Genomic DNA, 13,343 nt, shown 5'->3' on the forward strand with positions numbered 1-13,343 from the left:
GTGTCTAGGCTAAACGAAGCACAGACACCCGCGCAGCAAAAAGCACCGCCATCCTCACTTCCTGGTGAGAACGGCGGCGCTACGAGTACCTGTTGTAGTGGCTTTACTGGCTCCGCTGACTCTGCTTAGCCTTGGGCGGCGGGAACGTTCTCGTCACCGCGCTGGGCAGTGCTTGCAGTAGTGTCATCCTCGTTTCCGACGCGGCGCAAGCCATGCGCCCACAGCACGGCGGTGAAGGCCGTGACCACTGAGGACATGCCCACGTGGAAGGGAACAGTCCAGCGAGGGATGTGGAGATAGAACTGGGTGACACCGATAGCCCACTGGATAACGATGCAAGCAATGAGCACCCAGCCGGCCTTCTTGGCCACCTTGGGAGCGCCGGTGCGGTGCAGGAGGAAGACCACGATGAGCGTCAGCGCCAAGTAGACGTACATGCAGACCGCGTGAATGATGGCCATGCCATAGGTGTCCACGCCGAGGCGGCCCTCCATGCCCACACCGGCATCACCGGAGTGAGTACCCGAGCCAGTCACAAAGGTGCCGGTCAGCAGAACGATGGACAGGGCTACAGTGGCCACCACCGCGAGGGTGCGCACTGCGGCGGGGAAGAGGCGAGTGGGAGTGCCGTCATCGGGCTCGTTAATACGGGAGAACAGCATGGCCGCAATCCACACTAGGACCATAGATGGGAGGAAGTGAATTGCCACACTCCACCAAGAAAGCTTCAGCACGACCGACAGAGCGCCGATGAGTGCCTGCACGAAAACACCTGCGAGCCCCGCCCAGGCATAGACCTTGAGCTCCTTGCGACGCTGCGCCTTGTGGACCACCACAATGCTGGCGATGGCCGCCGCCGCCACAACAAAAGTCAGCAGGCGGTTGCCGAACTCAATGGCCTGGTGGAGCATGGGAGCCGCGCCCTGGATGGGAACCAAGGAACCAGGGTGGCAGTTAGGCCAGGTGACGCAACCAAGGCCGGAGCCGGTTACGCGCACGATGGAACCCGATACTGTAATGCCACCCTGGCAGAGCAGGAGGATGAGCGCGACGATGCGCTGCGTCTTCACCGAGGGACCGGTGGTCGGCGCAGCGGGCGCGGTGGAATGTTGAGGAGAGGAAATATTGGCGGTACTCACGGCTATTCAGCCTACCGCCCGGCCCCATCCGGGAACCAATATCGACGGGTGGGTCACACCACGCAAGGGAGAAGAATCACTTTTAGCCCTCGAAGCGGAACCAACGCACTGCGGCAAACGACGCCACCGCTGACCAACCGACGAGTACAAGGAGCTCAAAGCCCGGGAAGGACCCGTTAAGGGCGGTATCGAGTCCGGCGGCCATTGCCACGGTGGGTACGAGGGTCAACACCCCGTTATCACCGAGCCCCTGGGAAAACATGACCCATCCGACGGTGCCGAGAAGGATAAACCAAATGAGGTTGGCCACCGCCAAGACCACCTCCGAACTCAGCGTGCCGCCGAGCAGTAGGCCTAAGGCCGTAAACGTGGCCACACCCAAGGCGAGGGTGAGCACGCCGATGGCCGCGCCCCCAGCGGTGATGCGCAGCCCCAGGAAGGCGGCGATCGTCCCCAGCACGAGGACCTGGAGCACCACCATCGACAGCACGGCGAGAATCTTTCCCACCACAATGGCCCAGGCAGGAACGCCTGAAGCGCCTGTGCGTTTCAGCGCACCATAGCGACGGTCGAAAGCCAAGGAGATGGCCTGACCCGTGAAACCGGAGGAGGTCGCCGCAACGGCCAGCACCATGGGGAAGATTTCCTCCACGCCGTGGCCAGTGCTGTCTTGCAGTGTCGCAGCGCCGATCAAGATGGCCACTGGGATGATGATGCTCAGCAGCTGCTGCTCGCCGTGACGCAGCATGAGCTTGGATTCGATAGCCCCTTGGGCACGTGCCATGGCCGCTACACCCACGCGCTGCGGGTGCGGGCTAAAAGTGCCGGGTGCGAAGGTGCTCATGGAGCTTCTCCTTGTTCAAACAACATGATGAAAGAATCGGGGTGAAGGGCCGAGGGGCAGTTCTAGCTGCGCATGTCGCGGCCCGTGAGATCGAGGAAGACTTCTTCGAGATTCCGGTGTGAGGTGTGCAGGTTGCGGAGGATGACGTTTTGCGCGGCCAAGCATGAAGCCAGCGCCGCGATGCCGGCGGGGCTGGGCTCCGAGGTGAGACGGTAATGCAGGGGGCGGAGAGCTTCCGCCGCGATGCCGGCGTCCCGCAGCGCCTCGAGGTCCACCGGTGTGGCGGTATCGAAATTCACCTGTGGAACATCGGCCGAGTCCGTCAGCGATGCTGCGGTGCCGCTCGCCACGAGTTGGCCGTGGTCAATAATGACGACGCGGTCGCTGAGCGCTTCCGCTTCATCCATGAGGTGCGTGGTGAGGATGACGGTTACGCCATCGGCTCGGAGGGCGCGGATGAGGTCCCACACGGCAAGGCGCGACTGGGCATCCATTCCTGCGGTGGGTTCATCGAGAAAGACCAACTCTGGGCGCCCGATGATCGCTAGGGCTAGGGAAAGACGTTGTTGTTGCCCGCCGGACAGGCGGCGGTAGCTGCTCTTCGCCACCCCGCGCAGTCCGAGCGTGTCCAGCAGCCACTCCGGGTCCAAGGGATTCTCGTTATAGGAGGCGCTAAGCTCAAGCATCTCCTTGACTTTGATTCCGGAATAGGAGCCGCCGCCCTGCAGCATGATGCCGATGCGGGAGCGCACAGCATCGGGATTGCGCGCGGGGTTAAGACCCAGCACCTCGATGCGGCCCGACGTAGGCTTCTTGAAACCCTCACACATTTCGATGGTGGTGGTCTTGCCTGCGCCGTTAGGGCCCAGCAAGCACAGGATCTCGCCGTAATTGGCGCGGAAACTCAGCCCATTCACTGCGTTGACGTCGCCATAGGTCTTCATGACGTTATCTAAGACAAGAGCTGATGTAGTCACGAATCGCTAGTTTAGGACACGTACGCCCGCCCTGCGCAAAGCAACCCACCCCACGCCGGCGAGGACGAGGAATGTCACCAAGGCGGCGAGGTAAATGACGAAGACTGTCCCTGGGGGAAGGCCGAGGCCGCGGGGAAGCACGATGAAACTCATGAACCCGGAATAGATGATCACCGCCATGCGGAAGAAGCGCCGGTTGGCCCAGGCCGCCAGCGGCAGCACCGCCCACAGGATGTACCAGGGTTGGACGACAGGAAAGAACACCACGAGCACGAAGGTCGATACCCCCAAGCCGCCCACAGGGTGGATGGCACCGCGGTAGGTGGCAAAGAGCATGCGGATCATAAAGCCCGCGGCAATGATGACGCCCACAGTCCGGGTCACGGTGAGGATGGCCTCGGTGTGATCACCCAATCCCAACAGCATCCCAAGGAAGCCGGCGCCGACGCCTACGGAGGTCGTCGCAGACAGCCACGACCGGATGGTGGCCGCGCCGCCCTGGCCAAAGACCCAACCAATGTCGATCCCCGTGAGTACCGTCACTGCGGCGATGGAGGTGGCAAGCAGGAGAAGCTGCGCGGCCCCGGCGCCCAGCACTGCCCGCACGCCGGACACGCCGTGCTTGTCGACGAGCCTGCGTGCCGCCGCCATGCCAACGAACCCGAGGCCGATAAAGCCAGTCACCTTGACCATTCCGGCACACGAGATCAGGACGCCAGATGCGATAAACAGCGACCATGCTCGCCAGCGGGCCTCGTGGGAATCGTTAACCGCCCGCAACCCCAGCTCCACACCGACGAGAGCTAGCCCCAGCATGAAGGATTCATTGTGGATGCCTCCGACGAGGTGGAGGATGGTCAAAGGGTTAAGGATGCCCAGCCACAGCGCTGCCTCCGGGGATACTCGGCAGCGCGTAGCAAGCCGCGCGATGGCCCAACCGGCGGCGATGATACCGACGAGGGACAGTACCCGGTGCAGGACAACACCCCAGATAATGGAGTCGTTGGTCAGCCAACTGACCACCGCCGCTACACCTAGCGCCACAGGGCCATAAGGGGAAGGTGAGTTCGCCCAGATGAACGGGACGGAGCGGGCCAGGTCGTTATCGGCGCCTAGTAGCTCCACCGGCCCCGCCGAATAGGGATCGAGGCCTTGGAGCACGATGGAGCCGTTAGCGAGGTAGGAGTAAATGTCCTGCGTGAACAGGGGAGCGGTCACCAAAAGCGGGAGAACCCACCCTAGCCAGGTGCGCCACATCTGGCTCTGCGTGACCACCCGGGGCGAGTGGCTAAAGCGCCGAACCTTGGCCGGCTTCTGTAGGCGCAGGGGCGCGCCCACCAGCGGTGCCATGCAAATCCACGCCGTGACCATGAAACCGACCCCGATGAACACGATGGCGGAGGCTGACTGCAGCATCCGCGTCATGAGCGAGCCAAAAGGCAGAGACTCATAGGGGTTGCCCACCACCGGAAGCGCACCGGCGCCCAATCCGCCGAGCGCAATGAGTAGCGCACCAATGGTGCCGAGCCACCGGAGGCTAAAGAGCGTGCGCAGCTGGGCGATGGTGTGGCGGTGGACGTCGCCAAGCGCGGCGCCCTCTGCACCGTCGGAAGAATCTGGAAAATCTTGGTGCAAGAGCGCGGAACGGGATCCGGGCAGGCCCATGCGGGGGAGTTCATCGCGCACGCCCCAAAAGACGCGGTGCAATCGCCCCGATCGGGTGTAATCGCGCTCCATATTCATGAGTGTCTACCTTAGTCGCTCGGTGCTGAGAGAGGACGAGCTGCCCGCGACACGAATGAAAGAGTGGAAATCGGGAATGAATTAAGGAACACTAGTGTTGTCTAAAGAGAGAGTGTTTCATTCAAGGAGGTGTACACCGTGACGAAGGAGCTACCTAGGGAGACTCGCTCGACTGAGGGCGACACCCGCCGACACGTCATGTTGTTGCTTCTCAAGGACGGCCCGGTAACGGCGTCGTATTTGGGTGAACGTCTCGGTCTCTCTGCAGCCGGCATCCGTCGGCACTTAGACATTTTGGTGGAGGAAGGACTCACCGAGGTGGTGCATCGCCGCCCATCAGCCCGCCCTGGGCAGTCGGTGGGCCGTGGTCGCCCCGCTAAGCATTTCCGCCTCACGGATCAGGGCCGCGCCCAATTTGGGCACGCCTACGATCAGCTGGCGGCGGAAGCGCTCACCGCACTGCGCGAAGCGGGCGGGCCGGAAGCTGTTCGTCGCTTCGCCAAGGCTCGCTTCGAGCGCCTCGTGGACGACGTGAAGCCCCTGGTGGAAGATCAGGAATCCGTTCCGGAGGTGGCGCGTCAGCTGGCCGAAGTGCTCGACGCGCATGGCTACGCGGCCACAGTGACGTCGGTGGGCAACGGAGTACAGATTTGCCAGCACCATTGCCCGGTCGCCCACGTGGCGGCCGAGCATCCGGAGTTGTGTGAAGCTGAACAGGAAGTCTTCTCCGCGCTATTAGGCAAACATGTGCAGCCCTTGGCCTCCATTGCGGACGGTCACGGAATCTGCACCACGAATATCCCCTTAACCCCAGTCCCGCCTTCCGCGGCGGAACCGGGAAAGAACTAATCGAACTAGAAAGGAGCGGGCTTTGACACAGGCACAACCGGCACCAGGCCTTGAAACCAAGATGAGCGATGACGAGATCATCTCCTCCATCGGCGGCTATGAGTACGGCTGGCACGATTCCGACGAAGCCGGCCAGGCAGCACACCGCGGTTTGAGTGAGGACGTCGTCCGCGATATTTCTCGGAAGAAGAACGAGCCGGAGTGGATGCTCGAGTCCCGTCTGAAGGCGCTGCGCGTCTTCAACAAGAAGCCAGTTCCGACCTGGGGCCCAGATCTGTCCGGAATCGACTTCGACAACATTAAGTACTTTGTCCGCTCCACCGAGAAGCAGGCCCAAACCTGGGATGACCTGCCGGACGACATTAAGGAGACCTACGACAAGCTGGGAATCCCGGATGCTGAGAAGAAGCGTCTGGTCTCCGGTGTTGCCGCGCAGTACGAGTCCGAGGTGGTTTACCACAAGATCCGCGAGGACCTGGAGGCCCAGGGCGTTATCTTCGTTGATACCGACACCGCGGTGCGCGAGTACCCGGAGATCCTCCAAGAGTACTTCGGCACCGTGATTCCGGCCGGCGACAACAAGTTCTCCGCGCTGAATAACGCCTGCTGGTCCGGTGGTTCCTTCGTGTACGTTCCGAAGGGCGTTCACGTGGATATTCCGCTGCAGGCCTACTTCCGCATTAACACCGAGAACATGGGCCAGTTCGAGCGCACCCTCATCATCGTGGAGGAGGGAGCCTACGTTCACTACATCGAGGGGTGCACCGCGCCGATCTACAACTCGGATTCGCTGCACACCGGTGTCATCGAGATCATCGTGAAGAAGGGCGGCCGCTGCCGCTACACCACCATTCAGAACTGGTCCACCAACGTCTACAACCTGGTGACCCAGCGCGCCAAGGTCGAAGAGGGCGGCACCATGGAATGGGTCGACGGCAACATTGGCTCCAAGGTCACCATGAAGTACCCGTCCTGCTGGCTTACCGGCGAGCACGCCAAGGGTGAGGTCCTCTCCTTGGCCTTTGCTGGCGATAACCAGGTCCAGGATACCGGCTCCAAGATGATCCACATGGCGCCGAACACGTCCTCCAACATCGTCTCAAAATCCGTGGCCCGCAACGGCGGCCGCGCGGCCTACCGCGGCTTGGTGCAGGTCAACGCTAACGCTACGAACTCCGCTGCCAATGTTGAGTGTGATGCCTTGCTTGTGGACAATGACTCGAGGTCGGATACGTATCCGTACAACGACATCCGCAATGATCACGTCAACCTTGGCCACGAGGCAACGGTCTCCCAGGTCTCTGAGGAGCAGCTGTTCTACCTCATGTCCCGCGGTATCGCTGAGGAAGAGGCCATGGCGATGATTGTGCGCGGCTTCGTCGAGCCGATTGCAAAGGAGCTCCCGATGGAATACGCGCTGGAGCTGAACCGTCTTATCGAGCTGCAGATGGAAGGATCGGTGGGCTAAGTGGTAGCTTCCAACGAATTTAATCCGGCTGACGTCACTAAGGGAGACCAGTTCACCTCCTTCGATGTCGAGGACTTCCCGGTCCCGCACGGCCGCGACGAGGTCTGGCGCTTCATCTCCTTGCGTAACCTGCGCGGCCTGCACAATGGTGAGTTCGCGCCGGCAACCGCCCAGAAGATTGACGTGGTGGCCCCGGAGGGCGTAACGGCCGAGACCGTGGCGCCTGACGACGACCGCCTCGGCACCGCCGGTGCACCTGCTGACCGCGTTGCAGCTCAGGCCTGGTGCTCCATGCCGGAGGCGCAGATCGTCAGCGTTGACGCCGATGCACGACTGGATAAGCCGGTGGAGATCACCATCACCGGCGCTGGTGAGGGCGTGACCTCCTTTGGTGCGACCTCCATCCACGTGGGCAATCACGCGGAGGTCACCATCGTTCTTAAGTACGTCGGTTCCGGTACCCACGCAGACAACGTGGAGTTCGTGCTGGGCGACGGCTCCCAGGTCACCGTCGTCGTCGACGCCGACTGGGAAGACGATGCAGTGCACCTGTCCCATCAGATTGCGAAGGTGGGCCGCGACGCCGTACTGCGCCACAACACCGCCATCTTTGGCGGCGAGATTGTGCGCCTTGTTCCGCGCGTAGTTTTCGATGGCCCCGGTGGCGATGCCGAGCTGCTCGGCGTCTACTTTGCTGATGCCGGCCAGTACTTCGAGAACCGCCTGCTGGTGGACCACGACGTGCCGAACTGCCGCTCTCGCGTCTTCTACAAGGGCGCTCTGCAGGGTGCTACTGCTGCGCAGAAGGCCGAGGCCGGCTCCGCCTCCCGCACCCCGGAGGCCCGCACCTGCTGGGTCGGTGACGTGCTCATCCGCAAGAATGCGAACAACACGGACACCTATGAGACGAACAACAACTTGATCCTCACCGAGGGTGCGCGCGCTGACGCCATCCCGAACCTGGAGATCCAGACCGGTGAGATCGTCGGTGCTGGCCACGCCGCAACGGTGGGCCGCTTCGATGACCTTGAGCTGTTCTACCTCATGTCCCGCGGTATTCCTGCCGCCGAGGCACGCCGCCTCATCATCCGCGGCTTCTTCTCCGAAGTCATCTCCCGCATCCCGGTCGAGTCCCTGCGCGAGGATCTGGAATCCCGCGTCGTCGACGAGCTCGCCAAGATCAACGCTTAAAACTTCCCGAAAGCAGGTACCAACTCAATGTCTACTCTGGAAATCAAGAATCTCCACGCGCAGGTGCTCCCACACGAGGAGGACGGTGAGCCCACGCCGATCCTCAAGGGTGTCAACCTCACCATCAATTCCGGTGAGACCCACGCCGTCATGGGCCCCAACGGCTCCGGCAAGTCCACCCTGTCCTACGTTATCGCCGGTCACCCCAAGTATGAGGTGACCGAGGGCGAGGTGCTTCTCGACGGCGAGAACATCCTCGAGATGGAAGTCGACGAGCGCGCCCGCGCTGGTCTTTTCCTGGCCATGCAGTACCCGACTGAGGTGCCGGGCGTGAAGATGTCGCAGTTCATGCGCTCCGCCGTGACCGCTATCCGTGGCGAGGCTCCGAAGCTGCGCGAGTGGAACAAGGAGCTCACCGAGGCCCGCGAGAAGCTGGCCATCGATAAGTCCTTTGCACACCGCTCCGTGAACGAGGGCTTCTCCGGTGGTGAGAAGAAGCGCCACGAGGTCATGCAGCTCGACATCCTCAAACCGAAGTTCGCCGTCATGGACGAGACCGACTCCGGCCTGGACGTCGACGCCCTGCGCGTCGTCTCCGATGGCATCAACAGCTATCAGGAGGAGACCAACGGCGGCATCCTCCTCATCACGCACTACAAGCGCATCCTCAACTACGTTGTCCCGGACTTCGTTCACGTCTTCGCCGACGGACAGATCATCAAGACCGGCGGCGCCGAGCTGGCTGACCAGCTTGAGGCAGACGGCTACGAGCAGTTCCTCAAGTAGGCTGTACCGCCGACCCCGGTAACACCACGACAGACCACACCACGACACGCTAGAGAAAAAGAACCGAGCACAAGGACCTATGCCTGAACTAGACGTTAATGCGATTCGGGAACAATTCCCTATCCTCTCGCGCACGGTGCGCGACGGTAAACCTTTGGTGTACCTGGATTCGGGAGCGACCTCGCAACGTCCCCTGCCGGTATGGAAGGCCGAGGAGGAGTTCGTGCTCGGCACCAACGCTCCGGTGCACCGCGGTTCCTACCAGCTGGCGGAGGAGGCCGATGACGCGTACGAGTCCGCTCGCCAGGCCATCGCCGCCTTCGTTGGTGCCGACCGCGATGAGATTGCCTTCACCAAGAACGCCACTGAAGCGCTCAATGAGGTTGCCTACGTGCTCAGTGATGAGCGCGCCGGCGAGCTTTATGTCGGTGAGGGCGATACCGTCGTGGTCACCGAACTGGAGCACCACGCGAACTTGGTGCCGTGGCAAGAGCTGTGCCAGCGCACCGGCGCGACGCTGAAGTGGTACTCCATGACCGAGGACGGCCGCATTGATCTCGATTCGCTTGAGCTCGATGACTCCGTGAAGGTCGTGGCTTTTACCCACCAGTCCAACGTGACCGGGGCCGTGGCTCCCGTCGCAGAGTTGGTACGTCGTGCCCGTGCCGTAGGTGCCATGGTGGTTCTCGACGCCTGCCAGTCGGTGCCGCACATGCCGGTGGATTTCCACGAACTTGATGTGGATTTTGCCGCGTTCTCTGGGCACAAGATGTGCGGGCCGACCGGCGTGGGCGTGCTCTACGGTAAGCAAGAGCTGCTGGCGCAGCTGCCGCCTTTCCTCACCGGCGGTTCCATGATCGAAGTAGTCAAGATGGAAGGCTCGACGTTTGCCGCGCCACCCACCCGCTTCGAGGCCGGAACCCAAATGACCAGCCAGGTTGTGGGCCTTGGTGCAGCAGTGAAGTTCTTGAGCGAGGTGGGCATGGAGGCCATCCACGCCCACGAGCAGAAACTCACTGCACTGGCCTTGCAGAAGCTTGCCGAGATCCCCGGCGTGCGTATCATCGGGCCTGAAAACACCGAGGATCGCGGAGGAGCGGTCTCCTTCATCGTGGATGGGATCCATCCGCATGACCTAGGCCAGGTTCTTGACTCTCATGGCGTATCCATCCGCACCGGCCACCACTGTGCGTGGCCGCTGCACCGCGCGTGCCAGGCTAATTCGACCGCACGCGCTAGCTTTTACCTGTACAACACTGAGGACGAGGTCGACGCCCTCATAGAGGCGGTGCGGGCTGCCCGCACCTTCTTTGGAGTGAGCGAATGAACCTAGATTCCATGTACCAGGACGTCATCCTGGACCACTACAAGAACCCGAAATTCTCTGGCCTGCGCGAAGGCCAGGCAGAAGTTCACCACGTCAACCCTTCCTGCGGTGATGAACTCACCCTCCGCGTGAAGCTTTCCCCCGACGGCACAACCGTCGAGGACGTGTCCTACGACGCCGAGGGATGCTCCATTTCGCAGGCCTCGACCTCTGTTATGGCGGAGGAAATCGTCGGCATCCCCCTCGAGGAGGCAAACGCCAAGCTGGCCGAATTCGAGAGGATGGTGACCTCCCGCGGCGAAGTGGAAGGTGACGACGAGATCATCGGGGACGGCATCGCCTTCGCCGGCGTAGCCAAGTTCCCCGCCCGTGTTAAGTGCGCTCTCCTCGGGTGGAAGGCTTTCCAAGCCGCCACCGTGGAAGCGTTGAACGAATTGGAGAAGTAGATGGCTGATAACACTGAAACCACCGGTGGCAGCACCGATCCTTACCAGGACCAGAATGCCTCCTTCGATGGCGCTGCTGTCAAGCCTGAACAGACCGAAGAGCAGATTGCGAAGACCTTCGATATCACCGAGTACCTTCGTGATGTCATCGACCCAGAGCTTGGAATCAACATCGTTGATCTGGGCTTGGTCTATGACGTCTGGCTCGACGATATTGACGGCAAGAACACCTGCGTCATTAACATGACGCTGACCTCCCCGGCCTGTCCTCTCACCGATGTCATCGGCGAACAGATCGAGGATGTCATCGTAGGCAACAAGCTCGCCGAGGCAGTCCAGCTCAACTGGGTCTGGATGCCGCCGTGGGGCCCGAACATGATTACCGAGGAGGGCCGCGAGATGCTCCAGGCCCTCGGCTTCGCCGTCTAGTTTCGGCTGCAAGTCCCCATTACCGTCAGCCCGAGGCGCCTAAGGTCTTCACAACATGACCTTGCGCACTCGGGCTGGCGGTTTCTTTTTCCATAATGCGCGGTATTTTAAGTAGCTTTAAGAGCTTGAGTACTCACTGCTATGACGAAGCGGGTGAGGACGCCGGATCCAAAGCCGAGGAGATGATGTCCACCGCTTCATCCTTGGATGCGGCGGATTGTAGGCGAGTACGGAAATCATCCTTCATGATTGCCCGCGCCAGCTTGGAAAGCAGCTTGAGGTGCTGCTTGCCGGCGTCCTCAGGCACTGCAATGAGGAAGACCAACGTCGTTGGTTCCTCGCCCTCTGCCCACGTAATCCCCTCGGGAAGACGAGCAAAGGCCAAAGTCGGCACTGTCACTCCCGCGGAACGAGCATGTGGGATAGCCACACCATGCCCCACACCGGTCGAATGCTTCGCTTCCCGCTCTAGGGCCGTAGTGATAACTGCGGAAGGATCAGAAAGCCGAGGGGAGACAAGCTGGACTAGCGAATCGATCGTTTCCTTGCGATTCGTGCCAAGGTCTTGGTCAAGGCTCACCGTGTCGGCAGAAAGCAAAGGTTCTTCCTGGACCGGTGCTTCTGACACATCCTCCTTAGCTATGCCCGCTTCACCCCGTTCACCAGAGCTCTCATTCTTACTCTGGGCCTTTCTATTTTGGGTAAGTCCGATCAACAGAAGCATGACGGAAGCACAGACAACGACACCAATAAGCAGTGCGATGAAGAAGCCCACGACGTTGTCGACAGCCCCGAGCACAGCAACGATGGGGCCACCATGCATGACATGGTCCTTGACCCCGAATGCACCTGCCAGGGCGCCTGCTACCGCACCACCGATGACGTTGGCTGGGATGACCTGCAGCGGGCGTGCCGCCGCAAGAGGGATAGCGCCTTCAGTGATGCCAAAGAACCCCATGAAGAGCGCGGCGATACCGGCGTCCTTCTCCGCCTTATTGAACCAAGCACGGCGTACGAGGGTCGCAACACCCACCGCCAGGGGCGGTACAGCGATGGCGGTAGCCGCCATGCCCATCGGAGCCGCATTGCCGGCTGCAATCATGCCCCCGCCGAACAGGAAGGCAGTTTTATTAAAGGGACCGCCCATGTCGAAAGCGATCATCGCGCCAATGACGAGACCGAGGACAATGACAGAGGAGCCTTCCATCCCGGCGAGGTACTCGGTCATGGCTTCAAAGGCGCCGGCTACTGGCGCACCGACAAGATAGATAAAGATGAGCCCCACAATGAGCGTGGTGAAGATCGGAATAACGATGATCGGCCAAATCGGGGCGATGTACTTATTAACGGGAATCTTTTTGATTCCCAGGGCTACGTAGCCTGACAGGATGCCTGTGACGATGCCTCCTAGGAAGCCCGCTCCAGCTTCAGAGCCGTAAAGCGAGCCGGTCGTAGCGATAAGACCAGTGATGAGTCCCGGCGCTAAACCGGGGCGGTCCGCAATGCCGACCGCGATATAACCGGAAAGGATCGGCACCATGAGAGAAAAGGCTAGGCCGCCAAGCTCATTCAGGGTGTTCCAGAAGGAGTCTTCGGGGATAGCCAGGCCCTCGGGCGTGGGTGTTCCTCCGATTGAGAGTGCTACCGCGATGAGGAGACCACCGGTGACCACGAACGGAATCATGTGGGAGACACCATTCATTAGCGCCTTGTAGAGGGTCTCACTCACGGCACGGAACCCAGTGGCGCTGCCGGAGGTCTCTACGCCTTGATTCCCTTGTACCGCTTCGCTCGAAGTCTCCTCTTGCCACTTCGCCGCTGACAGTGCGCGAGTGAGGAGTTCCTTTGGATGCTTAATAGCTTCATCGACACCAGTGGCTGCTAGGCGCTTTCCGCGAAAGCGGTCCTTTGCAATGACGGTGTCGGCACCGATCACGATGGCATCGGCTTCCTCGATGTCCTGAGAGCTAAAAGTGCCTTCGACGCCAATTGAACCATGTGTCTCAATCTTGATGCGGTAACCCAGTTCAGCGGCAGCAGCCCCCAGGTTCTCAGCGGCCATGTAGGTGTGGGCGATTCCGGTCGGACATGCGGTAATCGCGAGGATTAATGGAGATCTCGATGTGTCTGATGTGCTCATGACG

At 61.1% G+C, this 13,343-nt stretch carries 12 protein-coding genes; 7 read left to right on the forward strand and 5 right to left on the reverse strand.

What is annotated here, in order from left to right; all coding sequences use genetic code 11:
* Nucleotides 1-125 precede the first annotated feature (125 nt).
* The 4 genes from HMPREF3056_RS00385 to mptB form a co-directional block, all read right to left on the reverse strand.
* Nucleotides 126-1,139 (reverse strand): COX15/CtaA family protein, encoded by a 1,014-nt coding sequence (locus HMPREF3056_RS00385; RefSeq protein WP_070681236.1) that lies wholly within the window; start codon nucleotides 1,137-1,139, stop codon nucleotides 126-128.
* An 82-nt stretch (nucleotides 1,140-1,221) separates the two neighbouring features.
* On the reverse strand, nucleotides 1,222-1,983 hold the full coding sequence (locus HMPREF3056_RS00390; RefSeq protein WP_070547338.1) for an ABC transporter permease: 762 nt from the start codon (nucleotides 1,981-1,983) through the stop codon (nucleotides 1,222-1,224).
* Nucleotides 1,984-2,045: 62 nt separating this feature from the next.
* Complete coding sequence (locus HMPREF3056_RS00395; RefSeq protein WP_049157441.1) at nucleotides 2,046-2,960, reverse strand: ABC transporter ATP-binding protein; 915 nt, start codon at nucleotides 2,958-2,960, stop codon at nucleotides 2,046-2,048.
* 6 nt (nucleotides 2,961-2,966) lie between these two features.
* Nucleotides 2,967-4,703, reverse strand: a complete 1,737-nt coding sequence (mptB, locus tag HMPREF3056_RS00400) for a polyprenol phosphomannose-dependent alpha 1,6 mannosyltransferase MptB (RefSeq protein WP_049157439.1) — start codon at nucleotides 4,701-4,703, stop codon at nucleotides 2,967-2,969.
* A gap of 198 nt (nucleotides 4,704-4,901) precedes the next feature.
* Here mptB and HMPREF3056_RS00405 point away from each other — a divergent pair, with 198 nt between their 5' ends.
* The 7 genes from HMPREF3056_RS00405 to HMPREF3056_RS00435 all read left to right on the forward strand — a co-directional run bounded on the left by HMPREF3056_RS00405 (nucleotide 4,902) and on the right by HMPREF3056_RS00435 (nucleotide 11,199).
* A complete protein-coding gene (locus HMPREF3056_RS00405) occupies nucleotides 4,902-5,552 on the forward strand; it encodes a helix-turn-helix transcriptional regulator (RefSeq protein WP_246822451.1) in 651 nt (216 codons plus the stop codon).
* A 61-nt stretch (nucleotides 5,553-5,613) separates the two neighbouring features.
* Nucleotides 5,614-7,020, forward strand: a complete 1,407-nt coding sequence (sufB, locus tag HMPREF3056_RS00410; RefSeq protein ID WP_198525939.1) for a Fe-S cluster assembly protein SufB — start codon at nucleotides 5,614-5,616, stop codon at nucleotides 7,018-7,020.
* The gene (sufD, locus tag HMPREF3056_RS00415; RefSeq protein ID WP_049157436.1) at nucleotides 7,021-8,211 is read left to right on the forward strand and encodes a Fe-S cluster assembly protein SufD; all 1,191 of its coding nucleotides are present in this window, start codon (nucleotides 7,021-7,023) and stop codon (nucleotides 8,209-8,211) included. It begins immediately after the preceding gene.
* Nucleotides 8,212-8,238: 27 nt separating this feature from the next.
* Nucleotides 8,239-8,997 (forward strand): Fe-S cluster assembly ATPase SufC, encoded by a 759-nt coding sequence (sufC, locus tag HMPREF3056_RS00420; RefSeq protein WP_046649116.1) that lies wholly within the window; start codon nucleotides 8,239-8,241, stop codon nucleotides 8,995-8,997.
* A 79-nt stretch (nucleotides 8,998-9,076) separates the two neighbouring features.
* A complete protein-coding gene (locus HMPREF3056_RS00425) occupies nucleotides 9,077-10,324 on the forward strand; it encodes a cysteine desulfurase (RefSeq protein ID WP_046649117.1) in 1,248 nt (415 codons plus the stop codon).
* The gene (gene sufU, locus HMPREF3056_RS00430) at nucleotides 10,321-10,770 is read left to right on the forward strand and encodes a Fe-S cluster assembly sulfur transfer protein SufU (RefSeq protein ID WP_046649118.1); all 450 of its coding nucleotides are present in this window, start codon (nucleotides 10,321-10,323) and stop codon (nucleotides 10,768-10,770) included. Before HMPREF3056_RS00425 ends, sufU begins: the two co-directional genes overlap by 4 nt.
* A complete protein-coding gene (locus HMPREF3056_RS00435; RefSeq protein ID WP_010186729.1) occupies nucleotides 10,771-11,199 on the forward strand; it encodes a metal-sulfur cluster assembly factor in 429 nt (142 codons plus the stop codon).
* A gap of 139 nt (nucleotides 11,200-11,338) precedes the next feature.
* Here the strand turns inward: HMPREF3056_RS00435 and HMPREF3056_RS00440 are convergent, their stop codons facing one another.
* Nucleotides 11,339-13,339, reverse strand: coding sequence for a fructose-specific PTS transporter subunit EIIC (locus tag HMPREF3056_RS00440; protein WP_070753899.1), 2,001 nt, complete (start codon nucleotides 13,337-13,339; stop codon nucleotides 11,339-11,341).
* Between the last annotated feature and the right edge of the window lie 4 nt (nucleotides 13,340-13,343).

Origin of the sequence: Corynebacterium sp. HMSC056F09 (genome assembly GCF_001815785.1) — a bacterium.
GTDB lineage: Bacteria > Actinomycetota > Actinomycetes > Mycobacteriales > Mycobacteriaceae > Corynebacterium > Corynebacterium hiratae.